Source organism: Onishia taeanensis (assembly GCF_003268885.1).
Lineage (GTDB): Bacteria > Pseudomonadota > Gammaproteobacteria > Pseudomonadales > Halomonadaceae > Onishia > Onishia taeanensis_A.
Genome location: NZ_QLSX01000003.1, coordinates 182206 through 204585, shown reverse-complemented (window position 1 = coordinate 204585; position 22380 = coordinate 182206). Strand labels below are relative to the sequence as shown.

At 62.2% G+C, this 22380-nt stretch carries 27 protein-coding genes and 1 pseudogene; 19 read left to right on the top strand and 9 right to left on the bottom strand.

All coding sequences use genetic code 11. The features are described from left to right. Positions 1 to 244 precede the first annotated feature (244 nt). The 4 genes from BCL93_RS05790 (at position 245) to BCL93_RS05775 (ending at position 3390) form a co-directional block, all read left to right on the top strand. Positions 245 to 1015, top strand: coding sequence for an ABC transporter ATP-binding protein (locus BCL93_RS05790; RefSeq protein WP_112054153.1), 771 nt, complete (start codon positions 245 to 247; stop codon positions 1013 to 1015). Between the two features lie 28 nt (positions 1016 to 1043). After that, on the top strand, positions 1044 to 1748 hold the full coding sequence (locus BCL93_RS05785; protein ID WP_112054152.1) for an ABC transporter permease: 705 nt from the start codon (positions 1044 to 1046) through the stop codon (positions 1746 to 1748). Then, positions 1748 to 2479, top strand: a complete 732-nt coding sequence (locus BCL93_RS05780; protein WP_112054151.1) for an ABC transporter permease — start codon at positions 1748 to 1750, stop codon at positions 2477 to 2479. The genes BCL93_RS05785 and BCL93_RS05780 overlap by 1 nt, the downstream gene beginning before the upstream one ends. Positions 2480 to 2619: 140 nt before the next feature. After that, positions 2620 to 3390, top strand: coding sequence for a transporter substrate-binding domain-containing protein (locus tag BCL93_RS05775; protein ID WP_369700288.1), 771 nt, complete (start codon positions 2620 to 2622; stop codon positions 3388 to 3390). 112 nt (positions 3391 to 3502) lie between these two features. Here BCL93_RS05775 and cadR read toward each other — a convergent pair whose 3' ends face one another. After that, positions 3503 to 3979 (bottom strand): Cd(II)/Pb(II)-responsive transcriptional regulator, encoded by a 477-nt coding sequence (cadR, locus tag BCL93_RS05770; RefSeq protein ID WP_112054150.1) that lies wholly within the window; start codon positions 3977 to 3979, stop codon positions 3503 to 3505. Positions 3980 to 4110: 131 nt separating this feature from the next. On the opposite strand from cadR, the gene BCL93_RS05765 reads away from it, so the two are divergent. The 3 genes from BCL93_RS05765 to BCL93_RS05755 all read left to right on the top strand — a co-directional run bounded on the left by BCL93_RS05765 (position 4111) and on the right by BCL93_RS05755 (position 7990). Then, positions 4111 to 6483, top strand: a complete 2373-nt coding sequence (locus BCL93_RS05765) for a heavy metal translocating P-type ATPase (protein WP_112054149.1) — start codon at positions 4111 to 4113, stop codon at positions 6481 to 6483. A gap of 237 nt (positions 6484 to 6720) precedes the next feature. After that, complete coding sequence (locus BCL93_RS05760) at positions 6721 to 7119, top strand: gamma-glutamylcyclotransferase family protein (RefSeq protein WP_181463038.1); 399 nt, start codon at positions 6721 to 6723, stop codon at positions 7117 to 7119. Positions 7120 to 7183: 64 nt separating this feature from the next. After that, the gene (locus BCL93_RS05755; protein ID WP_112054366.1) at positions 7184 to 7990 is read left to right on the top strand and encodes a TraX family protein; all 807 of its coding nucleotides are present in this window, start codon (positions 7184 to 7186) and stop codon (positions 7988 to 7990) included. Positions 7991 to 8136: 146 nt separating this feature from the next. Here the strand turns inward: BCL93_RS05755 and BCL93_RS05750 are convergent, their stop codons facing one another. Further along, complete coding sequence (locus BCL93_RS05750) at positions 8137 to 8694, bottom strand: NUDIX hydrolase (protein ID WP_112054147.1); 558 nt, start codon at positions 8692 to 8694, stop codon at positions 8137 to 8139. Between the two features lie 84 nt (positions 8695 to 8778). Here BCL93_RS05750 and BCL93_RS05745 point away from each other — a divergent pair, with 84 nt between their 5' ends. Then, positions 8779 to 9486 (top strand): CoA pyrophosphatase, encoded by a 708-nt coding sequence (locus tag BCL93_RS05745; protein ID WP_112054146.1) that lies wholly within the window; start codon positions 8779 to 8781, stop codon positions 9484 to 9486. After that, a complete protein-coding gene (locus BCL93_RS05740; RefSeq protein ID WP_112054145.1) occupies positions 9483 to 10139 on the top strand; it encodes a 2OG-Fe(II) oxygenase in 657 nt (218 codons plus the stop codon). The genes BCL93_RS05745 and BCL93_RS05740 overlap by 4 nt, the downstream gene beginning before the upstream one ends. A 27-nt stretch (positions 10140 to 10166) precedes the next feature. Here the strand turns inward: BCL93_RS05740 and BCL93_RS05735 are convergent, their stop codons facing one another. Continuing rightward, positions 10167 to 10469, bottom strand: a complete 303-nt coding sequence (locus BCL93_RS05735) for a Dabb family protein (protein ID WP_112054144.1) — start codon at positions 10467 to 10469, stop codon at positions 10167 to 10169. Between the two features lie 62 nt (positions 10470 to 10531). Then, on the bottom strand, positions 10532 to 11476 hold the full coding sequence (locus tag BCL93_RS05730; protein ID WP_112054143.1) for a LysR family transcriptional regulator: 945 nt from the start codon (positions 11474 to 11476) through the stop codon (positions 10532 to 10534). Positions 11477 to 11683: 207 nt separating this feature from the next. Here BCL93_RS05730 and BCL93_RS05725 point away from each other — a divergent pair, with 207 nt between their 5' ends. After that, positions 11684 to 12682: an NADP-dependent oxidoreductase gene (locus BCL93_RS05725; RefSeq protein ID WP_112054142.1), complete on the top strand. Its 999-nt coding sequence runs from the start codon at positions 11684 to 11686 to the stop codon at positions 12680 to 12682. Between the two features lie 184 nt (positions 12683 to 12866). Here the strand turns inward: BCL93_RS05725 and BCL93_RS05720 are convergent, their stop codons facing one another. Next, positions 12867 to 13208, bottom strand: coding sequence for a zinc ribbon domain-containing protein YjdM (locus BCL93_RS05720; RefSeq protein ID WP_112054141.1), 342 nt, complete (start codon positions 13206 to 13208; stop codon positions 12867 to 12869). A 309-nt stretch (positions 13209 to 13517) separates the two neighbouring features. Here BCL93_RS05720 and BCL93_RS05715 point away from each other — a divergent pair, with 309 nt between their 5' ends. Further along, positions 13518 to 14132 (top strand): glutathione S-transferase N-terminal domain-containing protein, encoded by a 615-nt coding sequence (locus BCL93_RS05715; protein WP_258396004.1) that lies wholly within the window; start codon positions 13518 to 13520, stop codon positions 14130 to 14132. 83 nt (positions 14133 to 14215) lie between these two features. Here BCL93_RS05715 and BCL93_RS05710 read toward each other — a convergent pair. Both BCL93_RS05710 and BCL93_RS05705 read right to left on the bottom strand, forming a co-directional pair. Beyond that, positions 14216 to 14344: pseudogene (locus tag BCL93_RS05710) on the bottom strand (redox-sensitive transcriptional activator SoxR); the annotation flags it as partial. Between the two features lie 99 nt (positions 14345 to 14443). After that, positions 14444 to 15355, bottom strand: a complete 912-nt coding sequence (locus tag BCL93_RS05705) for a LysR family transcriptional regulator (protein ID WP_258396003.1) — start codon at positions 15353 to 15355, stop codon at positions 14444 to 14446. 87 nt (positions 15356 to 15442) lie between these two features. On the opposite strand from BCL93_RS05705, the gene BCL93_RS05700 reads away from it, so the two are divergent. The 4 genes from BCL93_RS05700 to BCL93_RS05685 all read left to right on the top strand — a co-directional run bounded on the left by BCL93_RS05700 (position 15443) and on the right by BCL93_RS05685 (position 18344). After that, positions 15443 to 15874 carry a DMT family transporter gene (locus tag BCL93_RS05700; RefSeq protein WP_112054140.1) on the top strand — a complete coding sequence of 144 codons (432 nt, stop codon included), beginning with the start codon at positions 15443 to 15445 and terminating at the stop codon, positions 15872 to 15874. A gap of 10 nt (positions 15875 to 15884) precedes the next feature. Next, the gene (locus tag BCL93_RS05695) at positions 15885 to 16355 is read left to right on the top strand and encodes a DMT family transporter (RefSeq protein ID WP_181463037.1); all 471 of its coding nucleotides are present in this window, start codon (positions 15885 to 15887) and stop codon (positions 16353 to 16355) included. Positions 16356 to 16500: 145 nt separating this feature from the next. After that, on the top strand, positions 16501 to 17064 hold the full coding sequence (locus BCL93_RS05690; protein WP_112054139.1) for a type 1 glutamine amidotransferase domain-containing protein: 564 nt from the start codon (positions 16501 to 16503) through the stop codon (positions 17062 to 17064). Between the two features lie 194 nt (positions 17065 to 17258). Continuing rightward, positions 17259 to 18344 (top strand): App1 family protein, encoded by a 1086-nt coding sequence (locus BCL93_RS05685; protein ID WP_309251215.1) that lies wholly within the window; start codon positions 17259 to 17261, stop codon positions 18342 to 18344. A gap of 199 nt (positions 18345 to 18543) precedes the next feature. On the opposite strand, the gene BCL93_RS05680 is transcribed toward BCL93_RS05685, so the two are convergent. Together BCL93_RS05680 and BCL93_RS05675 are read right to left on the bottom strand one after the other, a co-directional pair. After that, a complete protein-coding gene (locus BCL93_RS05680; protein ID WP_146742465.1) occupies positions 18544 to 18906 on the bottom strand; it encodes a hypothetical protein in 363 nt (120 codons plus the stop codon). Positions 18907 to 19082: 176 nt separating this feature from the next. Next, positions 19083 to 19424 (bottom strand): TraR/DksA family transcriptional regulator, encoded by a 342-nt coding sequence (locus BCL93_RS05675; RefSeq protein WP_112054137.1) that lies wholly within the window; start codon positions 19422 to 19424, stop codon positions 19083 to 19085. Between the two features lie 138 nt (positions 19425 to 19562). Here BCL93_RS05675 and BCL93_RS05670 point away from each other — a divergent pair, with 138 nt between their 5' ends. The 4 genes from BCL93_RS05670 to BCL93_RS05655 all read left to right on the top strand — a co-directional run bounded on the left by BCL93_RS05670 (position 19563) and on the right by BCL93_RS05655 (position 22351). After that, entirely contained in the window at positions 19563 to 19907 is a 345-nt protein-coding gene (locus BCL93_RS05670; protein WP_258396002.1) for a hypothetical protein, read from the top strand. A 160-nt stretch (positions 19908 to 20067) separates the two neighbouring features. Then, positions 20068 to 20538 (top strand): copper chaperone PCu(A)C, encoded by a 471-nt coding sequence (locus BCL93_RS05665; protein WP_112054136.1) that lies wholly within the window; start codon positions 20068 to 20070, stop codon positions 20536 to 20538. A 20-nt stretch (positions 20539 to 20558) separates the two neighbouring features. Further along, positions 20559 to 21137, top strand: coding sequence for an SCO family protein (locus tag BCL93_RS05660; protein ID WP_112054135.1), 579 nt, complete (start codon positions 20559 to 20561; stop codon positions 21135 to 21137). 323 nt (positions 21138 to 21460) lie between these two features. After that, positions 21461 to 22351 carry a DMT family transporter gene (locus BCL93_RS05655; RefSeq protein ID WP_112054134.1) on the top strand — a complete coding sequence of 297 codons (891 nt, stop codon included), beginning with the start codon at positions 21461 to 21463 and terminating at the stop codon, positions 22349 to 22351. The last annotated feature ends 29 nt before the right edge of the window (positions 22352 to 22380 follow it).

Below are 22380 nucleotides of genomic sequence, written 5' to 3'. Positions count from 1 at the left end.
ACTACAAAATAAACATCTGATTCAGAATCATTAGAATTACATTCATTAAAACAACAAGTTAAAGGAATCTTCCATGTCTCCCCACCTTTCCCATCTAGACAAAAGTCGTAGCGCACCACCTAAGATCGATTCTGAAACGCCGTTCTTGGGCTGATAGAATCGCCCCTTTTTCGCGCCAGCCACGCTGACTCCCCGCCCTGCCGTCATCCCCGGCACGAGGCCCCCTGCACTGGAGCTCGAATCCATGGCCGCTACGCCTATTCCCCTGGAAGTACGTAACATCAAGAAACGCTTCGGTGACACCGAAGTGCTGAAAGGCCTGTCGCTCAAGGCCAAGAAGGGCGATGTCATCACCCTGATAGGTGCCTCCGGTTCCGGCAAGAGCACCTTCCTGCGCTGCATGAACCTGCTCGAACAGCCCGACGAAGGCGACCTGGTCGTCCACGGTGAGGACATCCGCTTCAAGATGACCAAGCACGGGCGAGAGCCGGCTGACTGGAAACAGGTGGTGGGCATGCGCGCCAAGCTGTCGATGGTCTTCCAGAGCTTCAACCTGTGGGCCCATATGACGCTGCTCGAAAACATCATCGAGGCACCGGTGCATGTGCTCGGCAAGTCCCGTCAGGACGCCATCGCCCACGCCCAGCAGCTGCTCGAGCGCGTAGGGCTCGCCGAGCGCGCCGACTACTACCCGGCGCAGATGTCCGGCGGCCAGCAGCAGCGCGGCGCCATCGCCCGGGCGCTGGCCATGGACCCGGAAGTGATGCTGTTCGACGAGCCGACCTCGGCGCTGGACCCGGAGCTGGTCGGCGACGTGCTCAAGGTCATGCGCGATCTCGCCAAGGAAGGCCGCACCATGATCGTGGTCACCCACGAGATGGCCTTCGCCCGCGATGTCTCCACCGAAGTGATCTACCTGCACCAGGGTCAGGTCGAAGAAGCCGGGCCGCCCGATGAGGTACTCGGCAATCCCAAGTCCGAGCGCCTCAAGCAGTTCCTGGCGCCCAAGCACTGATGCGCCGCCTCGGGACAAGGAGAGACACATGATCGACCTGCATGGCTACGGCCCGCGCCTGTTCGAAGGCGCCATGATCACCATTCAGCTGGGGGTGCTGTCGCTGATCCTCTCGGTGATACTCGGCCTGCTCACCGCCAGCGCGAAGATGTCGCGCAGCTGGCTTTTGCACCGCATCGGCACCCTTTACACCACCATCATCCGTGGCGTGCCGGACCTGGTGCTGATGATGCTGCTGTTCTTCGGCGGCCAGATCGGCATCAACCAGGTCACCGACTGGCTCTACTACCAGTTCAATATTGACATCTTCATCAACGTCAACGAGTTCGTGGCGGGCGTACTGACCATCGGCCTGATCTTCGGCGCCTATATGGGAGAGACCTTCCGCGGTGCTTTCATGGCGGTAGATAACGGCCAGATCGAGGCCGGTCGCGCCTATGGCATGACCAACTGGCTGATGTTCCGGCGCATCCGCTTCCCGCTGATGATGCGCCACGCTCTGCCGGGCCTGTCGAACAACTGGATGGTGCTGCTCAAGACCACCGCTCTGGTATCGGTAATCGGCCTGTCGGATATGGTGCGCGTGGCCGCCGAGGCCTCCAAGGCGACCCGCGAGCCCTTTACCTTCATGCTGATCGTCGCCGGCATCTATCTGCTGATCGCCAGTGTCTCCGAATGGGGTTTCGCACGGCTGCAGAAACGCTATGACGTCGGCTTCGGGGAGACCAACTAATGGAATCGCTCACGACCTGGATCGAGGGGCTGCTGGCCGACAATACCATCTTCACCCTGCAGACCCTCTCCTACTACGGCGAAGGCCTGACGACCACCGTCCAGTTGGTGTTTCTCTCGCTGATCATCGGTCTGGTGCTGGCGGTACCGCTGGCGATCGGTCGCGGCTCCAAGCATCAGTGGATCAAGATGCCGATCTTCTTCTACTGCTATGTGTTCCGCGGCACGCCGCTGCTGGTGCAGCTGTATCTGATCTATTACGGCGTGGTGTTCATCGATGGCATTCAGGACACCTGGCTGTGGGTGCTGCTCGAGAAACCCTTCGTGCCGGCGCTGATTGCCTTCACGCTGAACACTGCCGCCTATACCACCGAGATCTTCCGGGGCGCCATCAAGTCCACCGCCCGCGGCGAGATAGAAGCGGCCCGCGCCTATGGCATGTCCTGGTGGCTGATGATGCGACGCATCGTGCTGCCCAGCGCCTTCCGTCGTGCCCTGCCGGCCTACGGCAACGAGGTGATCTTCATGCTGCATGCCAGCGCCATCGCCAGCGTGGTCACGATCATGGACCTGACCGGGGCGGCGCGCTTCGTCTATGCGCGCTTCTACGCGCCCTTCGATGCCTTCCTGTTCGTGGCAGCGATCTATCTGTGCCTGACGTTCACCATCCTGTTCCTGTTCCGCTATCTCGAGAAGCGCCTGCTGGCACACCTCAAACCGTCGAGTCAATAACGGCTTAGCGTCAAACAAGCGTTGGAAAGCAGGGCAGCATAAGGCCTGCTTTCCCCTTCCGGCCGCTCCCGGGGTGCGCTATCTTGGGTGGCGGACCATCACCCACAAGGTGATTCAATACAATAACGGAGACATCCTCCATGAAGATCCAGACAGTCCTCGGCATCAGCCTGATCGGCGCCACCCTCTTCGCCGGCAGCGCCAACGCCGACGTCCGCGACATCCGCATCGGCGTTGACGTCCCCTACGAGCCGATGGAATTCCGCACGCCCGATGGCGAGCTAACCGGCTTCGACATCGAGCTTGGCAATGCGCTTTGCGCCGAAGTCGGCATTCAGTGCGAGTGGGTCGTGCAGGGTTGGGATGGCATCATCCCCGGTCTGATGGCCCGCAAGTACGACGCCATCATGTCGTCCATGACCATCAATGACGATCGCCGCAAGCAAGTGCTGTTCTCCGATCCGTACTTCACACCGCCGTCCGCCTGGTTCGCCCCGGTCGCAAGCGACATCGAAGTGCCCTACCCGCAGACCCTGGAAGGCAAGACCATCGGCGTCCAGCGCGGCACCCTGCAAGACAACTACGTCACCGACAACTTCGGCGACGTGGCCGACGTGAACCGCTATGCCACCGCCGACGACATGGTGCTGGACATGGATGCCGGCCGCCTGGACATCGTCTTCCTCGACTTCCCGGTCGGCAAGGCCACGCTGATCGACAGCAATGCCGGCAACTACAAGGTGATCGGCGAGATGATCACCGAGCCCAAGGAATACTTCGGTGACGGCTTCGGCATGGCCTTCCGCCAGCGCGACGAAGACCTGGCCAACGCCTTCAACGAGGCCCTGTCCACCTTGAAGGACAACGGCACTTACGAAGACATCTACAACGACTACTTCGGCGGGAAGTAAGCCTCGACGCGAGAGCCTCACCTATTGCCTGGCATGACAACGGCCCCGATACGCTCGGGGCCGTTTGCCTTTGTATCGACATCTGCCAGCGGCCGGTCTCTCGGCTGGCCATTCAGACCCGCGGGTGCACCCCGGGCGGATGCACCCCCGGCACATGACCGCCCTCCTCCCTCGAAACCAGACCGGCCTCGTCCCCCGCGGGCCGAGCCAACTCCTTGAGAATCCCGCATTCACTGGCAGGGCGCTGCCCCTGACAGCGTGCCCGCAGTGCCACGAGCGATTGTTCGAGGGCCTGCAGCTTGGCAATGCGGTCCGCCACATGGGTCAGGTGGGCATCGATCAGGGCATCGGCCTCGTGGCAAGGCTGGTCCGGGTGGTCATGGCACTCCAACAGGGCACGAATCTCGTCCAGGGTCATGTCCAGCACCCGGCAATGACGGATGAAGGCCAGCCGCTCGGCATGGGCTTCGCCGTAGAGCCGGTAGTTGCCCACCGTGCGTGCGGGTTCGGGCAACAGTCCTTCGCGTTCGTAATAGCGGATGGTGACGACGCGACAGCCGCTGCGCTTCGCCAGTTCACCGATCTTCATGGTCGCGTTCTCCTGGGGCTGGAATGAAGGGTTTGAATGAAGGGCCGGGATGAGGGACTTTCCTACACGGCTTGACCCTATACTGCCTATAGGGTCTGTCATGGGGCAAGATACGACCCAAGGAGTTCACGATGTCCGGTGATCACGTACATGAGCACGCCCACCAACACGCTCACGATCGTTCTCAAAACAGTTCTCACCACCCTGCTCATGATCACAAGCACGACCATAGCCATGCCCCCAGCCATGACGATAGACACGACCATGCCGCTGGCGGCTGCTGCGGGGCGTCGTCAGTGGATCAAGGCAGCAAACAGCCCAAGGGTGCGCCGCCAGGCAGCAAGACCCTGCGCCTGCGCATCGAAGAAATGGACTGCCCCACCGAGGAGGCCCTGCTGCGCAAGGGACTGGCCGAAGCCCCCGGAGTAGCCGCTCTGGACTTCGACCTGATGGGGCGGGTACTGAGCATCCACCATGTCGATGGCGACCCTGATGCCCTGGCAGCGCGGGTTCGTGAGTTAGGAATGACACCCCAGCCCCTGGATGCCGACGGTGCCACAGAGGGCTCGGAAAGCGCCCCAGAATCTTTCGCCGCCCGCTGGGGCAAGCTGCTAATCGCCGCGGCTCTGGCGCTGGGGGCTGAGCTTACGGGCTGGATCAGTCCAACCGCCGCGACCTGGTTCTCGCCGCTGTTGGCGCTTGCTGCCATTGGCCTGGTCGGCCTACCCACCTGGCGCAAGGGCTGGGTTGCGCTTCGCCATCGTAGTCTCAACATCAACGCCCTGATGAGCGTGGCGGTGACCGGTGCGATACTGATCGGCCACTGGTCCGAAGCGGCCATGGTGATGGTGCTGTTTACCCTGGCCGAACGCATCGAGGCCCGCTCCCTGGACCGCGCTCGCCGAGCCATCCGCGACCTGCTGGATACCGCCCCCGACAAGGCACGGCGTCAGGCACCAAACGGCGAATGGGAGACGGTGGCCGCCGAGGCCGTCGCCGTGGGTCAAGTGATTCGCGTCCTGCCCGGCGAGCGCCTGCCCCTGGACGGCGAGATCGTCCGCGGCCAGCCGACGCTGGATGAGTCACCGATCACCGGCGAAAGCCTGCCCCGGGACAAGGGGCCCGGCGAGACGGTCTTCGCCGGTGCCATCAACCGCCATGGTGACTTTGACTATCGCACCACTCGGCCGTCCAATGACACCACCCTGGCCCGCATCATCCATGCAGTGGAAGAAGCGCAGGCCAGCCGTGCGCCCACCCAGCGCTTCATTGACCGTTTCGCCGCCTACTACACCCCGGCCGTACTGGCCATCGCCGTGCTCACCGCACTGGCCTGGCCACTGCTGGGGCTCTTCACCTCAATGCAGGTCGCCTGGCTCGACGGCGTCTACCGGGCACTGGTGCTGCTGGTGATTGCCTGCCCCTGTGCGCTGGTGATTTCCACACCGGTGACCATCGTCAGCGGGCTTTCTGCCGCGGCCCGATCGGGCATCCTGATCAAAGGCGGCCGCTTTCTCGAGCAGGGCCGAAAACTTAGCTGGCTGGCGCTGGACAAGACCGGCACCTTGACCCAAGGACAGCCTCGCCTGACGCATTGGGCCGCTCTGGATGACGGCTTGGGTGAAGAGTCGAATGACGAACAGGACGGCGCCAACCGGTCACGGCTGGCCCGCCAGGCAGCCAGCCTCGCCGCACGCTCGACGCACCCCGTATCCCGGGCCATTCATGGCGAGCTTGCAGCAGGCGTCGGAGAACAGGATATCGATGCCTTTCGCGAACGCCCGGGAATGGGAGTGGAAGGTGAGCTAGAAGGCACCTCGCTATGGCTTGGCAACCGCCGGCTGCTGACCGAACACGGCCTGGCAAGCGACGCCCTCGAAGTGCGCCTCGAGACTCTGGAGCGTCAGGGTGCCAGCGTGGTGATGCTCGGCGACACGACTCGCGTGCTGGCGCTGTTCGCCGTTCAGGACCCTCTGAAACCCACCAGCCTCGCAGCCATCAGCAGGCTGCATGAGCTCGGGGTGCGCACCCTGATGCTGTCCGGTGACAATCGCCATACCGTTGCCGCCATCGCCGCCGAAGCCGGTATCGACGAAGCCCGAGGCGAACTGCTCCCCGAAGACAAGCTGGCCGCCATCGAGGCCCACTCGAAAAATGGCGTGACTGGCATGGTAGGTGACGGCATCAACGATGCACCGGCGCTCGCCCGAGCGGACATCGGTTTCGCCATGGGCGCCGCCGGCAGCGACGTGGCGATCGAGACCGCCGATGTGGCGCTGATGGACGATGACCTGGGCAAGCTGCCCACCTTCCTGAAGCTGTCACGGGCCACCCGAAGCGTACTGATCCAGAACATCGCCATCGCCCTCGGTCTCAAGGGCATCTTCATGGCGCTGGCCTTCACCGGTCAGGCGACCCTGTGGATGGCAGTGTTCGCCGACATGGGGGCCAGCCTGCTGGTGGTAGCCAACGGGCTGCGCCTGCTGCGCGCCGGCAAACCCTGAAGAACCGACGATTTGCAGGCAGCAAGAAGGTGACGGTGCCCGGCCATCAGCAGAAGCAACGCGATGGCCGGGCACTTTGATATTAAGAACTGTCGTATCAAGGACGGTCATATCAAGGACGATCCTTTCGAGTAGCCCTGGCGACTGATCTGAGTGGCGGGCGCTGTGTGGTGGTGTGATATCGTGATGGAAAGAAAGCTGCTGGTGCAGCACCGCCACGCACAAGGAAGAGCTACCATGCCTCATCTGATGTTCGTCTACGGCACCCTGAAGCGAGGGTTCGCGAATCATGCCGACCATCTCGCCGACGCCGAGTTCGTCGATATTGGCACGACCTGCGATGCCTATCCGCTGGTGCTGCATGGTGAGGACTTTCGGCCGGTGCTGGTCGAAGCCAGGGGCCAGGGCTACCTCGTGGCGGGGGAGCTCTACCGGGTCGACAGCCATACCCTCGATGCTCTCGATCGACTCGAACGCATCAATGACCACGACGGCTATCGACGTCGCCGCCTGGCCATCACCGACGATCAGGGCCAGCGGCACAGCGCCTGGGTCTACATGAAACCCGGTGCCTGGGTCGACGATGTTCGCAGCGAGTTGATGGAGGTCTTCGACGATGAGCGGCACCGTGCCTGAGCGGTTCGGTCGGGAAGCGGCCGGCCAGCGCAGCACCAGGCGACCACCTTCCAAGCGGGCGACGATGTCTCACTGGACCGGCTGGGGCCAGTGGCTGGCGCTGATCACCATGACAGTGGATCACATCACCCGTTACCTGCTGCCCGACAGCTGGGATGCCGGTTGGGCCAGCTCGTCAATCGGCCGCATTGCCTTCCCGCTGTTCTCTGCCATGGTCGCCTGGCACGGCCTCTTCAATACCAGAAGCCCGCTGCGCTACGCGAAGCGCATCCTGATCATCGGCCTGATCGCTCAGCTGCCCTACATGACCATGCCGCGTGACGGCTTTCAGCTTAACATCTGCTTCACGCTGGCGGCGGGGCTTGCTGCCGGCATCTTGCTACGTGATCTGGTGTTTCGGGACCGGTCTTTTTACCGCGGGGCGTTTCAGCACCATCCCCACCACGACAGGCCACTCGATCAGCCCCGGAAAGCCTTGGCGCCCCCTGGTCTTGCGATCGCCAGCCTGATAATGCTCGGCCTGGCCTGGTGGGTGCTGGGGAACTGGGTAGAATATGGCCACCTTGGCCTGGCGATGATTCCGCTTTACATGCTGGCCTTCGCGGGGCTAGGCGATCCCGGCACAGGCCGTTTGACAGGCCTGGCAGCGGCGGCATCCGCACTGCCGGTGTTGCTCAACGCCGGCCTGATGAACAGCTCCGAGATGGCCAAGGGGTTCACCGTGGCGACCAGTCTAACCCTGGTGATGCTGGCCGCCGGTGCCTGGCGCTGGGTGCCACGAGTTATCTACGCGATGCCACGGCGGCTATGGCTTGCCTGGTATCCGGGGCACTTCGCGGTGATCGCGCTGCTGCTGCACTGGCCCAGCTAGAGAGCAAGGCGCATCCAGGCGAGCGGGAAGAGGGGCTCGCTAGAAAAGCGCCGGGGCGAAAATCGGGTCAGGCCGACTGCAAGGTCGGCCATGGATTCAGGCGGGGTACTTCATCAGGCGCTGTCTGTATCAGGCCATGTCTAGAATCAGGCGCTACCAAAGTAACGTTCACGATCCTCGGGCGTGATATCGCTGATATGCAGCGGGTAGTGCGCACCGACCCGATCGTTGAAGAAGTGGTGAAGGGTGCGCTCGATCGTCGGGAAGGCCAGTTCCTCCCAGGGCACCTCGTGCTCTTCGAACAGCGCCACTTCCAGGCTCTCGGGGCCGGCACCGAAGCCGCCGGTGAGATCGGCGCGGAAGATCATGAATACCTGGTCGATGTGCGGGAGGTTGATCATGGTATAGAGATCGTGAATTTCGACCTCGGCGCAGGCCTCCTCGCGGGTCTCACGGGCCGCGGCCTCGACGGTAGTCTCGGCGTTTTCCATGAACCCAGCCGGCAGTGTCCAGTAGCCCTTGCGCGGTGCAATGGCACGCCGACACAGCAGCACCTTGCTGCCGCTCACCGGCAGGGTGCCGGCGACGATGCGCGGGTTCTGGTAGTGGATGGTACCGCAGGCATCGCACAGGAAGCGTGGGCGGTCATCGCCTTCGGGGATGGCAAAACGGACATTTTGCCCGCACTGGCTGCAGAAATTCATGACGGTCCTCACGCGGCCTGTGGGATGCCCACTTGACGCTCTTACGGGGGCTGGTTACAAGGATATAAACCCTGTGGAAGACCCATGTTAGAGAATCTTCGCGATCGCCTGCAAGCACATGTCCCGCAACGGCTTACCCTCAAGATGCCCCGCGCCGCGGTGCTGCTGCCGATCGTGGATCGTCCCGAACCTACGCTGCTGTTCACCCGCCGCGCCGATCATCTCAAGCAGCACGGCGGCCAGGTCGCCTTCCCCGGCGGCAAGTGGGAACACGGCGACGACGACCTGCTGGATACCGCCCTGCGCGAGGCCGAAGAAGAAATCGCCCTGCCCCCTGATCGGGTACAGCTGCTGGGACGGCTCAGCGATGTCATCTCGCTGCACGGCATTCGCGTCACCCCCTATGTGGGGCTGATTCCCGCCGACCTGCCGCTAGTCCCGGAGCTTGGCGAGCTGAATGCCATCTTCGAGGTGCCGCTGACGCACTTTCTCGATGACAAGCGCACCCATACCGACGTGATCCGGGTCGACGGCCGCGATTACTATGTTCCTAGCTACCGGGTTCCTAACAGCGGGCCTAGCGACAGGGTGCCCCACCACGGGATGCCCAACACCCAGGGCACTCAGGGTCAGGAGGGCAATCCGCAAGACGATGATCACGTGATCTGGGGGCTCTCGGCGATGATGCTGGTGGAGCTGCTGGCGGAAGGCTTCGCGATGCCGATCAGCCTGTTCGAGCGCCCGGCGGGAGAGCTATGCTACCGGCCCGAACGTCGTATGAGGGCGCCATGATTTCCGACACTCCCTTGCTCGACCCGGCCGGTCTGACACATCTGGTCGATGGCCTGGTCGAGCACGGCTGGTGCGTGGCCGAGGGCTTCATCGATCCTGCCCTGTGCCTTGCCCTACAACGCGAGCTCACTGACCTGGCGGCACGCGACGCGCTGCGCGCCGCCGGCATCGGCCGCGGCGAGGCTCACGAATTGCGCCGCGACATCCGCGGTGATGCCATCCACTGGCTCAACCGGGAAAGTCTGCCGCAACGCCAGTACCTGTCCGCCATGGACACCCTGCAACGCGCCCTGAATATCGAGCTCTACCTGGGGCTATTCGAGTTTGAGGCGCATTTCGCCCACTATCCGCCGGGCAGTTTCTACCAGAAACACGTCGACAGCTTCCGCGGCCGCGCCAACCGAGTGGTCTCGACGGTGCTCTACCTGAACAGCGACTGGCCCGACGACGGCGGTGGCGAAATGGCGGTATTTGATCCTGCCAAGCCGGAGCGCGAGCTTACGCGCATCCGCCCCGAGGCCGGCACCTTCGTCTGCTTTCTCTCGGAAACGGTCCCACACGAAGTACTGCCGACCCGACGGCCGCGGGCCAGCATCGCCGGCTGGTTCCGACGCAACGCCTCTCTCAACGGCCTGGTCGACCCGGCCCGATGACCACGTTCTGAGCAACCGGGAGCGGCCTCACAAGGCGTAGTCGATGACGCGCCGGTCGTAGCGGATCGCGGCCATGAACGGCATCAGCGCCTTGTGTTCGGGATGCCGCTGATAGGCTTCCAGGGCTTCGAGGGAGGCGAACGTCGCCAGAAGCGACAGATCTGCCGAGCTGTCCGTGTGCAGCAGGTCGATGCCAACCTCCAGGCTCAGCAGGCCCTCGATACGTCCGTTCAGCGCCTCCAGCTGACGCTTCGCCTGCGCGGCATTCTCGGCCTTGGTGCGGCCCTCGGCCTGCTCATGCAGGGTCCAGAGCACGATGTGCTTGATCATGGGGTGTCCTTGTCGGTCGAGTGTGTCTGAATCGAGTGAGTCGGAAAATCGGCACGCGCCTGTCACGCTGCCAGGCGCTCGCTGAGCATTCGGTGCCGCGCCGTCAGGCCATGAAACAGCCGCTCGCGCAGCCAGGCATGCCCTGCATCGGCGTGATGGCGCTCATGCCAGACCAGCCAATAGGAGAACGCCGGTACCGCGACCGGCAGAGCGCGCACTGCAAGGGGCCAGTGATCGATCACGCTAGCCGCCAGGCAGCCCGGCACACATAGCAGCAGGTCGCTGTGCTGGGTGGTGGAGAAACTCGCCAGGAAGTGCGGCTGACGCAGGCTTACCCGGCGGGCTAGCCCCTCGCGCTCCAGCGCCAGGTCCACCGCGCCTCGGTCATCGCCGCCCATGCTGACCAGTTGATGATCGGCGGCCAGAAAATCGTCCAGGCCTAGCGCTTCCTTGGCGGCCAGAGGATGATCCTCGCGCATCACGCAGACGAAGCGATCAGCGCCGATCTCGCGGCCATGCACGCTCGCCGGCACCCGCTCGCCGGGCACGCTGATTGCAAGCTCGGGGCCACCCTCGTCCAACTGGTGCTCGATGCTGCCACGATAACTCTCGATCTCGAGGCGCAGATGCGGCGCCTCCTCCTTCAGTGCCCGCCATTGGGGTGCCAGAAAGGCATGCATACCATAGTCGGTGCTGGCCAGGCTGAAACGCCGGGTGGTGCTGGCCGGATCGAAGGTCGGCGGCGCCAGCAGCGCACCCAGCTCCTGCAGCAGCCTTGCCAGCGGCGGGCCAAGCTCCTCGGCACGGGCCGTGGGGCGCAGGCCGCGGTGGGTGCGAACGAACAAAGGGTCATCAAAGGCCTGGCGCAGCTTGGCCAGGGTCCGCGATACTGCCGGCTGGCTCAGGTTGAGCCGCTCGGCGGCCCGCGACACACTTCGCGAATCCAGAAGCGCATGCAGGGTGACCAGGGCATTGAGGTCATGACGGGCGAGATCAGCGAGGTGCATGCAAACTCCGAAAAGGGTGTTGGAGACGACGCTCCGGGCTTCAAGGGCAAACACTATCACTTAAACGCATAGCACGATTAAGCAACATGCATTGGATTGATATGACGATAGTGCACTAGTCTGTACCCATTCCTCGGTGCAGCCCGGCAAGGGTTTGCCACTCAACGTTCATTACCCTTTAACGACAAGCTTTCAGGGAGACAGCCGATGCAAAGCCGCTATATCACCATCACTGACCATCCACAGGGCACCCCGGCGCGGGATCTGTTCGAACTTCACGAGACCGAGCTTGCGGCCCCGGCCGATGGTGAGGTTCGGGTACGCAACACCTGGCTGTCAGTCGACCCCTACATGCGCGGTCGCATGAGCGGTGTGAAGACCTACATCGATCCGTTCGAGCTGAATGCGCCACTGGAAGGCGCCGCGGTGGGCGAGGTCATCGAATCTCGCGACCCGAACTTCCCGGTGGGCGCCAAAGTTCGCCACATGGCAGGCTGGCGCGATATTGCCCAACTACCGGGCAATCAGCTCGAGCCGCTGCCCGCCTTCGAGGTGCCGGATCAGGCCTACCTTGGCGTGCTCGGCATGCCGGGCATGACCGCCTGGACCGGCCTCAACCGCATCGCCGAGATGCAGGAAGGTGACAACGTACTGGTCAGCGGTGCCGCCGGCGCAGTGGGCTCGCTCGCCGTGCAGCTGGCCAAGGCCAAGGGTGGCACCGTGGTGGGCATCGCCGGGTCCCAGGAAAAGCTTGACTGGCTTGAGTCCAAGGGCGTGAAGGCGGTCAGCTACAAGGGCAAGAGCGCCGCCCAGTTGACCGAAGCGCTCAGCGAGGCCTGCCCCGAGGGCTTCGATGTCTACTACGAAAACGTCGGGGGCATCTGCCTGGAAGCGGCGCTGAACAACTTGAGGGTGGGTGCGCGGATCGCCGTCTGTGGCATGATCGCCCGCTATAACGAGGACGCGCCGAGCGCCGGTCCGGGCAACCTGGCGATGATCCTGATCCGCCGTGCCCGTATGGAAGGCTTCATCGTCTTCGATCACTGGGCGAACTATCCCGCCTTCCTCGAAGAAGTCGGCCCGCAGGTCGCAAATGGCCAGATCGACTACGAGGAAACCATCGAAGAAGGCCTGGAGCGCACCCCCGATGCCTTCCTCAAGCTCTTCGAAGGTGCCAACCATGGCAAGATGCTGGTCAAGCTCTAAGCCCTCGCGGCTGCCGCTTGGCTAACATGCAACCGGCCGGGGCCATTACGGACCCGGCCGGTTTTTTATGCAGGCTATGTGAGCTGACTAGGTTGGCAGACCATGTTGGCAGACCAAGTTAGCGGGCTATGCTGATGCGAATCACCGCCGGCCGCCAAGCCCAGATACCTCATCCAGCAGACGTTCAAGCCTTCTTGACGAACTCGGACTTGAGCTTCATCGGGCCAATGCCATCGACCTTGCAGTCGATGTCGTGGTCGCCTTCGATCAGGCGGATGTTCTTGACCTTGGTACCGACCTTGACCACTGAAGAAGCGCCCTTGACCTTGAGATCCTTGATCACCGTCACGCTGTCGCCGTCTTCCAGCACGTTGCCGTTGGCATCGCGATAGACCGGCGAGTCATCGCTGGCATCAGCTGCGGCGTCCTGGGCCCACTCGTGGCCGCAGCCCGGGCACACAAACATGGCGCCGTCCTCGTAGGTGTAGTCGGCATCGCATGACGGGCAGTTGGGAAGATCACTCATGATTCAGTCCTGGTCGTGTGGGGCTTCAACAAATAAGGTTTAGAAAAGGCTTATCGCTAGGGCTTGGTTAATAGAGCTTGGTAGATAGAACTTGGCAAATAGAGCTTGGTCATCAGGTGGGGTCGCGCCCCACTGAGATATCCCTTTCGCTATACCGCCGAGAGGCACGAAGGCCGGCAAGCCTACCCGTTTTGGCGCCGCCACTCCACCCAAGGCCCCACTCGCCGCCTGCGGCATGGCGCCGCGCAGGCCAAATCAACGCATGACTCCGTATCCACTCAGCAACAACCGGCAACCAGGAAAACGCCCATGATGACGCTGCTATATAGCCCCACGTCCCCCTACGCACGCACCGTGCGCGTGGTGGTCGCAGAAAGAGGCCTGGAGAATCGTATCACCTTCTCTCGGGTCGACCCGTGGAGCACCGACCCCGCCCTGCTGACGGCCAACCCGCTCAGCCGAGTGCCGGCGCTGGTCACCGACGACGGCCAAACCCTCACCGAATCGCTGCTGATCGCGCGTTACCTGGAGGGAATCGCGGAGGCACCAACGACATCGCGGGTGCCCGAACCACGGCAAGCCGAGGTGCTGGCGCTTGCCGGCCTCGGTCAGGGACTCATGGATGCCGCCTTCCACACGGTGATGCTTCACAAGTTTCACTCCGACAGCACCAACACCGAATCCCTGGTTCAGCGCCGCCACGACGCCGTCTTGCGCACCATCGACAGCCTCGAAAGCCAGGTGACGAGTCTATCCAGCGAACAGCCAACCCTTGGCGACATCGTCATCGCCGTGGCGCTGGACTACCTGGCCTTCCGCCTGCCGGAGATCGCCTGGCACCAGGCCCACCCCCAGTTGGCAAGCTGGCTAGAGCGCATTCTGGCCAGAGAGAGCTTCAGCGCAACCCGCCCCACTAACGCCTGAGTAGCGGCTTTCGTGGGCAAGGGGCAATGATCACACGCGCCCGCCAGACAGGCGGGCGCCAGCGTCTTCCCCAGACCATGCCCTCACGGCTGATCTTGCCCATCCGCCGCGACCTCTCCCAAGACGTCGCCGGGGTTTCGAAGCGGACAGCTGGCAAGAGACAAACAGCCGCAGCCGATACAGCCATCGAGCTGATCACGCAGCCTGGCCAATTGATCGAGCTGATCACTCAGCTTGGTCAATTGAACGAGTCAGTTGAGCAATTCAGTAGAATAAGTCAGTTGAACCAAGCAGCCTCTAAGCCCCGTCCGTCAGGGACTGTGAATGATCATGAAGGTGCTCGAGGAAGGCGCTGACCTTTGAGGAGCGAAGCCGATTCTCGGGTAGATGGCGTGAATGCCCTGCAGAGTCGGCTCTCCGGCCGCTTCCCAGTCATTAAGCACCGGTACCAGACTGCCGGCCTTCAGATACTGCTGCAGCAGCCAGGTGGGAAACAGCACGATGCCCTGACCCTGCAGCGCCGCCTCGACGAGGCTCTCGGCATTGTTGCTGCGAAGATTCCCCCTAGCCTCGACGACCCGAAACGGCGTGGTACTAGCGGCGCGAAAAAACCAGGGTTGCACGCCGCGGGTTCCCTTGTAGACGAGGCAGTTATGCGCGGGTAAATCATCTGGGCTCTGCGGCTCGCCATGCGCGGCCAGATAGCCGGGGGCGGCGCAGGCCACAAAACGCTGGGTAGCGAGTTCGCGGGCCACCAGGCTCGAATCTTCGAGAGCCCCGATGCGAATGACGATGTCTGCCCCTTCCTGCACCGGATCAACGAAGGCATCAGTGAGGGTCAGTTCGATGTCGATGTCGGGATACAGCGCCTGGAAGCTCGCCAGCAGCGGCGCCACGTGGAGACGCCCAAAGGCCACCGGGGCATTGACGCGCAAGAGGCCTTGCGGGTGGGTCGCGGCACCGCTGACCTGCTCGGACGCCATGTCCAGGCTCTCCAGCGCCTCGCGAACCTGATGGAGGTACCCCTCGCCGACCTCGGTCAGCCGCACCGCTCGCGTGTGCCGATACAACAGGCGATGACCGAGGGCCTTTTCGAGGCCGGCAATCCGCCGTGAGACCGACGACGCCGGCAGGCCGAAGTGGCGCGCCGCTTCGGCGAAGCTTCCCGAAGTGGCCACCCGCACGAAGAGTCGCAGTGCAATCAGGGTGACAGAATTGCTCATATCGCAATAAACCTTTGCCATAAACCGCCATTGTGCCTTTTATAGCACAGCAGTACTGTGGCCGCTTTTCACATCGAAGGAAACACGATGCAGCAAATTGCCACGCTTCTCTTCGTTCTATGCGCGGGTATGGGGCTATCGGTGGAGGCGGGCCTGCTTGGCCCCCTGGGCGAGCAGGTCGGACACTTATCGGCCACCCTTTCGATCTTCCTGGTCGGCGGGCTGCTACTGACTCTCGCCATGGTCTTCATCGGACGGCCGCCGCTGACCACGCTGTTCAAGCAACCGCGCTGGCTACTCACAGGCGGACTCCTGGGCCCCATCTATGTGGTCGTGCTGACCCTGACCACCCCCATTGTCGGTGTCGGCATGACCATGGTCGGCATCCTGTGCGGGCAGATCGGCGCCAGCCTGATCATTGACCATTTTGGCCTGCTCGGCAGTGAACGCCGCGCCATCGATGGCTATCGCCTGCTGGCACTGGCGCTGATTTTTCTCGCACTCTGGTTGATCTACTAAGGAGGTCAGGATGATGCTCACTCTGGTATTCCCGCTGCTCTTGCTCGGCGGCGCCGTGCTCGCCGCACAGTCCTCCGTCAACGGTCGCCTCGGGGCCAAGGTCGGGGTGCTGGCCAGCGCCTGGCTGACCTTCGTCATCGGCGCGGTCGTCACCTTCCTGCTGGTGTTCTTCTTTGAGCCGGCGCATTCAGCCACCCTGTTCAGCGTCCCCAAGTGGCAGCTTACCGGGGCGCTATTCGGCGTGGTGTACATGCTGGCAATCGTCTTCGCCGTGCCGCGCGTGGGCACTGCGGCCGCTACCGTGGCGGTAATCTCCGGGCAGTTGATCATGAGCCTGCTGGTCGATCATTTCGGCTGGCTCGACAATGACCGCCTGCCGCTGGACCCGTCACGTCTGGCTGCCATCGTGCTGCTTGCCGGGGCGCTGTTCCTGATTTACCTGAGCAACGCACGACGCGAGCGCCAGACTGCCAGCGCCTGACACCCAGCCTATGGCGCTCTAATCATTCGCCAGGGCTCCCTTGAACTGGCGGCGAGCTATCCCAAGGTCATGAGTAGGCCAATAGATGGACCGGGATAGCCCATCGGCTCGTCATTCACGGCAACATCACGACCTGGAGGTCACGATGGCTCAGCAACTGAACGGAAAACGCGTCGCCATTCTCGCCACCGACGGTTTCGAAGAATCGGAACTGTCCTCGCCGAGGGCGGCACTGCAAGGCCAAGGCGTGGAGGTGCATGTCATCACCCCTGACGGCAACGGCATCCGTGCCTGGGCCGAAACCGATTGGGGCGATACCTACGCCGCGGATAAACGCCTCGAGGACGTGCATCACGCGGACTATCACGGGCTGGTGCTGCCAGGTGGCTTGTTCAACCCGGACACGCTGCGCCTCAACGAACAGGCACTCAGCTTCGTCAGGGCCTTTTTCGAGGCCGGCAAGCCAGTGGCCGCGATCTGCCACGCCCCCTGGATCCTGATCAACGCAGGCGTCGTCGAAGGCCGCCGTATGACATCGGTACCCTCGGTGGCCCAAGACCTGAAGAACGCAGGCGCTCACTGGTCGGACGAACCGGTCGTCGTCGATAGCGGCCTGGTCACCAGCCGCACGCCGGTAGACCTCGATGCCTTCAATGGCAAGCTGCTGGAGGAAATGGCTGAAGGGCGTCATAGCCACCAGCACGCCTGATTGACCTGACGCGCTACACGCAGGTTCACTTCTCTAGGCCCATCGCTGCCCCGGCGATGGGTTTTTCGCTGTCAGACTTTTGCAGGATAGCCCTGCACTTCGCATAATGAGCCCAGCGGCCTGCCCGGGTCGCCGATATCCCGTCAGTTCCCGCCACGATAGCGTGCTTATTCAGACCACTAGTGAGGCGCCTGTTGATCGCCCAATTGCTGCACTTCACGAAAAAACTGGTGCGCCTGTTCACACGGCCGATGAAAAGAGACAAGGGCCGCGGTGGCGTCATCGTCCAGCCCTATCGCGGCTACGGCTCCCGCAAGGAAGCCTTCGTCATGGGGCGGGTCTTTCGTCAGCCAAGCACCGGCAAACGGTGGGAGGAAGGCGGTACCACGCGGGACCTGGTGGATGTCGCTCGACGCATCATTCGTCGCGGTGTGCGCGATGCCCGCATCATCATGCGTCTTGGCGATGCCAAGACCATCGTCACTACCGACCGGGATGGCTACTTTTACGCCCACATCGACATCAATCATTCCTTGCCCACTGACAGGGTCTGGCATACGGCCAGCCTGGAGGTGCTCTCGGAAAAAGACGCCATCAGCACCCAGACGCAGGTCTATATCCCGCCAGCCAACGCCGACCTGATCGTGATCAGCGATATCGACGACACGGTGATGCACACCGGCGTCGCCAACAAGCTGAAGATGCTCTACCGGCTGTTCATGGAAAAAGCGCAGCGACGCACGGCCTTTCCCGGGGTCGCCGCCTTCTATCAGGCACTCTATGGGGGCGTCGAAGGCAACCGCAAGCGTCCGATGCTCTACGTGTCGCGAGGCCCCTGGTGCATATATGAAATGCTCGACCTGTTCTTCAACCTCAACCGGATACCGGTGGGGCCGATCCTGTTCCTGCGCGAATGGGGACTACGCCTTTCGCGCCCGTGGCCCCGCAAGGCCGAGGACCACAAGTCGGACGTCATTCGCAACATGCTCTCGCTCTACGCCGACCTGCCGTTCATTCTCATCGGTGATAGCGGTCAGCGAGACCCCGAGGTCTACACCGAGATCGTCAAGGAGCACCCCGAGCGAGTGTTAGCGATATACATCCGCAAGGTGGATAACGACCCCAAACGCGATGCCGCAATCGAGCGGCTGGCCGCCGAGGTCAGCCATACCGGCTGCACGCTGGTCCTCGCCGACAGCAGCCTCAGCATGGCCGAGCATGCCAAGGCGCACGGCTATATCTCCGCTGAGGGACTGGCGTCCGTTCGCGAAGAGCAATGACGGCGCGAGCGTTACCGTCCTGCCAACGCCGCTGATTGCCATGATGCATGGTGCCCAGCTGCTCAGATACTTAGATACTTAGATACTTAGATACTTAGATGAGCAGCTGATTGCCGGCGCCAGGAGGGTCTGATGCGTGCTTGGGCGTGTGTTGAGATTGTCGTGTAGGTGTCTTGGAAATAGCGGATTGAGGCCCGGACTAGCCAAACGCGGTGCTCAGATCAGGCTTCATCGTCGGGCAGAAGCGAGCAAGCCCCCATGCCAACGCGATGCCCGCGAAGGTAAGGCCGACCGGCGACCAGCTGAACGCCACGCCGGACGAGAAATACAGGATCAGGAAGAACACCGCCATCACGCCGCCGCCCAGCATCCGGCCGGCCTTTACGCCCGTGATGAAGATGCTTGCCAGCACGCCGACGCAGGGAATCAACACGCTAGACAGGTCGATAACGAAGCCTTTGCCGCTTGCGGCAATATTGGGCAACACCCAGCGTGCCACAGCCTCCCAGACAACCAGATAGATGGCCGCCGGCGCAGCGAAACCGCCGAGCAGGCGCAACATGGTGCGAGCAGTCTCGTCGCTACCGGGCTTGGAAGGTGGAGGAATAGGCATGAGAAGCGTCCTGAAGAGGTTGAAACCAAAGCGCGATCAACATTTCTGTCAGCAACGCGATCAGAAGTGCGATCCAGAGGCGCTATTGAATCATTGACGCCATGTCGTTGCCCAGGCGCAGCGCGCTATTCAGCGCAGTCGATGCACTTCAGGGTGGCGTAATTCAGCCCCAGTCGCTTGGTCGCGATGTACTCACCACATTCGATGCATTCACCAAAGCAGTCGTCGTCGATACGCTTGAGCGCCAGGTCAATGAAGCGAATCGCCGCCTCACGACGCCGCTGGGCAGCCTGCGCCATGGCCTGTGTCTGCAACGCATCCATACGCGTCAGTCGCCCGGTGCTGGTCTGGTCAAGCGCCACCGTATCGCGGCTATCGGCGCTGGCATCGCTCTCTTCCACCAGTTGCTTACGCTGTTCCAGCAAGCGACGCTGCACGTCGTCCATGTCGAGTTCGGGATGGTTCATCATCGCCTCCTGGCTTAGGGCTTAAGACGTAGAGCTCCACGCTACCCTTGTCGACCGGCGCCTGTCATGGCCGAACGTCAGGTAGGACAATCCGCCGCATAGCGGCCCGCTTGCCCGGCCTGCTGGATTCTCCATAAAATGCTCGTCATGACTATTTCACGCCCGTTTTTACTCATGATCATCGTCCCTGTGATCGGCACTATTGCCCTCGCAGCATTGATCTTTGGCGGCCAAGCCATATCTGACGACAGTGTGGACGGCGAAATCCAGCAGGCGCTGGCCACCTCCCTCGATACCTCCAGCGCGATCGAACTGCAAAACCTGCAGGAAGTGCAGTACGGCTATGGCATCTGCGGCGCCTACAAGACGGCAGACGACGACGGCTATGCTTCCTTTTTCTACGACACCAGTCGTAAGCGCCTCACGCTCGACGTGAACTCGCGCGAATACACCTCGAACTGTGGCCTGTCGGCTATCTGCTGATCAAGAAACGACTACCCGGCTTCACGACATACGCTTGTCTTGTCCGGCCTGCCGGTCCAAACCTTCACAGTGGTCGGTCAGGTCTGGATCGGCGAGATCCCCCTGAAGCGCCGTATCATCATGGCATGGCGTTGACACCACCCCAGCGGAGAACATCCTGATGGCGAACAAGCAAAGAACCCGTGCTCTGACACACGCGCGTGGCAAGTGGGCCTGCGGACTGTTGGCACTACTGCTGACCGGCGGCATGGCGCACGCACAAGAGCTTTCCCTTCAGGATGCTCGGCTCAGCCTTCTGCCGGGCGATATGCCAGGCGCCGGCTACTTCAGCCTGCAAAACGATAGCGCTGAAGACGTGACGCTGGTGGGCGCTCAGACCGACGCCTTCAAAAATACCGAGATTCACATGAGCATGGAAAAGGACGGGATGGCCAGCATGCAGGCCGTGCCGGCAATCGACATTGCCGCCGGTAAAAGCTTTGAGTTTGCGCCGAAAGGCTATCACCTTATGTTCATGAACCGCGTCGCCCCCTTGGAAGTGGGTGATGACGTCGAGGTGGTGCTGCTCTTCGCAGACGGCCAGCAGTTGCCTGCCACTTTTGAGGTCGTTTCCCCCGTGACCATGCACTGACCACGTCCAGGAGCCCCCTGATGCTCAAGTGGCTTTCTCCGATCCTCTTGTCAGTGTTGCTGGCAGGTTGCGAAGACCCCAACTGGCACACCTCGGATATCTCCGACATCATGCCGGCCCTTGATTTGAGCCTGATGGACGAGAACGGCCAGCAGGTCGAAGAAGACGCCTATACCGGCAAGACCACCCTGCTGTACTTCGGCTACACGCACTGTCCGGATGTCTGCCCCACATCCCTGGCGCGGATGACGGCTGCTATCAAGAAGCTTGATGAACCCGCTCGTGACGATATACAGGTGCTGTTCGTTTCCGTAGACCCGGAGCGCGATACCCCGGCGAGGCTCCGGCAATACACCGACGTATTCGGGCCACAGTTCATCGGCCTTACCGGCAGCACCGCCCAACTCGATGCGCTGACCAACCGCTACCGGGTCAGCTACGGCTATGGCGAAAAGGACGAAAACGGCAACTATGACGTCTCGCACTCAAGCGGCATTTTCGTCTTCAACGAACAAGGCGACGCTCGCCTGCTGATGCGCAACAGTGATCCGATTCCTTCGATGGTCAGCGATCTCAAACGCCTGATGGAGCGGGGATAAGAGGCGTAGACATATATCGCCAGGAGAAAGGGACAGACGTAAGGGGTAACAAGGCGTCAATGCAAAGCCGGGCCACTCGTTGCATTGCGATGGGCTATGGTTAGCGTGGCATTCATGATCATGGCCAGATCATGCATGAATTCAGCAACAAAAAAAGGCAGAGGCGTCGCCGCCTCTGCCGGATAGTCGAATGTTGTCCATCAGCTTATTACGCTAGGTCATCCGGCGTTCCACCGCCAGCATCGCTTTGGTCGAAACAGACTTCCGTTAGCCCCCTATCGGCCGTAACCTGCTGCCTCCCCCTGCCGACACAAGGATGCTGGATGTCACCCGCCGATACGCTTCGCTTGGTCTTTCTCTCTACCCTATGGGGCATGTCATTCATCTTCATGCGGGTAGCCGTGCCGGAATTCGGTCCGGTGCCATTGATTCTGGTGCGCATGGGTGTGGGCGCGCTGCTGTTGGTGCCGCTGCTGCTAGGGGTGGGCTACCTGAAGCTGGTGTGGGAGAACAAGGGCCGCCTGCTATTGCTTGGACTTGTGAATCATGTGCTGCCGTTCTGCCTGCTAGCCCTGGCGACTACCCGGCTGGAGGCAGGCTTCACCTCATTGATCAACGCCACCACGCCGATCTTCACCGCCCTGCTGGGCGCGCTGTTCTTCACCACGCCCGTGCAGCGCCAGCAGTATCTCGGCCTGGCCCTGGCCTTCTTCGGCGTCTATGTGCTCTCGGCGAATCGGCTGGATTTCGCCCTGGGCGGCGATGGCTGGTTCATCCTTTCGGCTTTGGGTGCGACCTTCTGCTATGGGGTCGCCACCAACTATTCGAAGACCTATCTGTCTCACCTTCCGGTGCGCGTGCTGGCGGCGGGCAGTACCGCCATGTCGGCGCTGATACTGTTGGTTCCCGGACTGCTGCTGTGGCCAACAGAGCCGATCAGCGCCGTGGCCTGGAGCAACGGCCTGGCACTGGCGGCCTTCAGCACCACGCTGGCCTTCCTCTTGTATTTCGGCCTGCTGTCGAGTGCCGGGGCCACCGCGACGTCGACCGTCACCTTTCTGGTGCCGGTGAGTGCGCTGCTATGGGGCTATCTGCTGCTGGATGGGGTACTCAGCCTGCAAATACTGGCCGGCATGGCGATCACGCTGATCGGCACCGCCATTGCAACGCGTATGCTCCGCTGGAAGCGGCCCGCCGCCCCCCAAAAGCCGTGATCGACGCAGGCATGGCATAACGTGGCAAA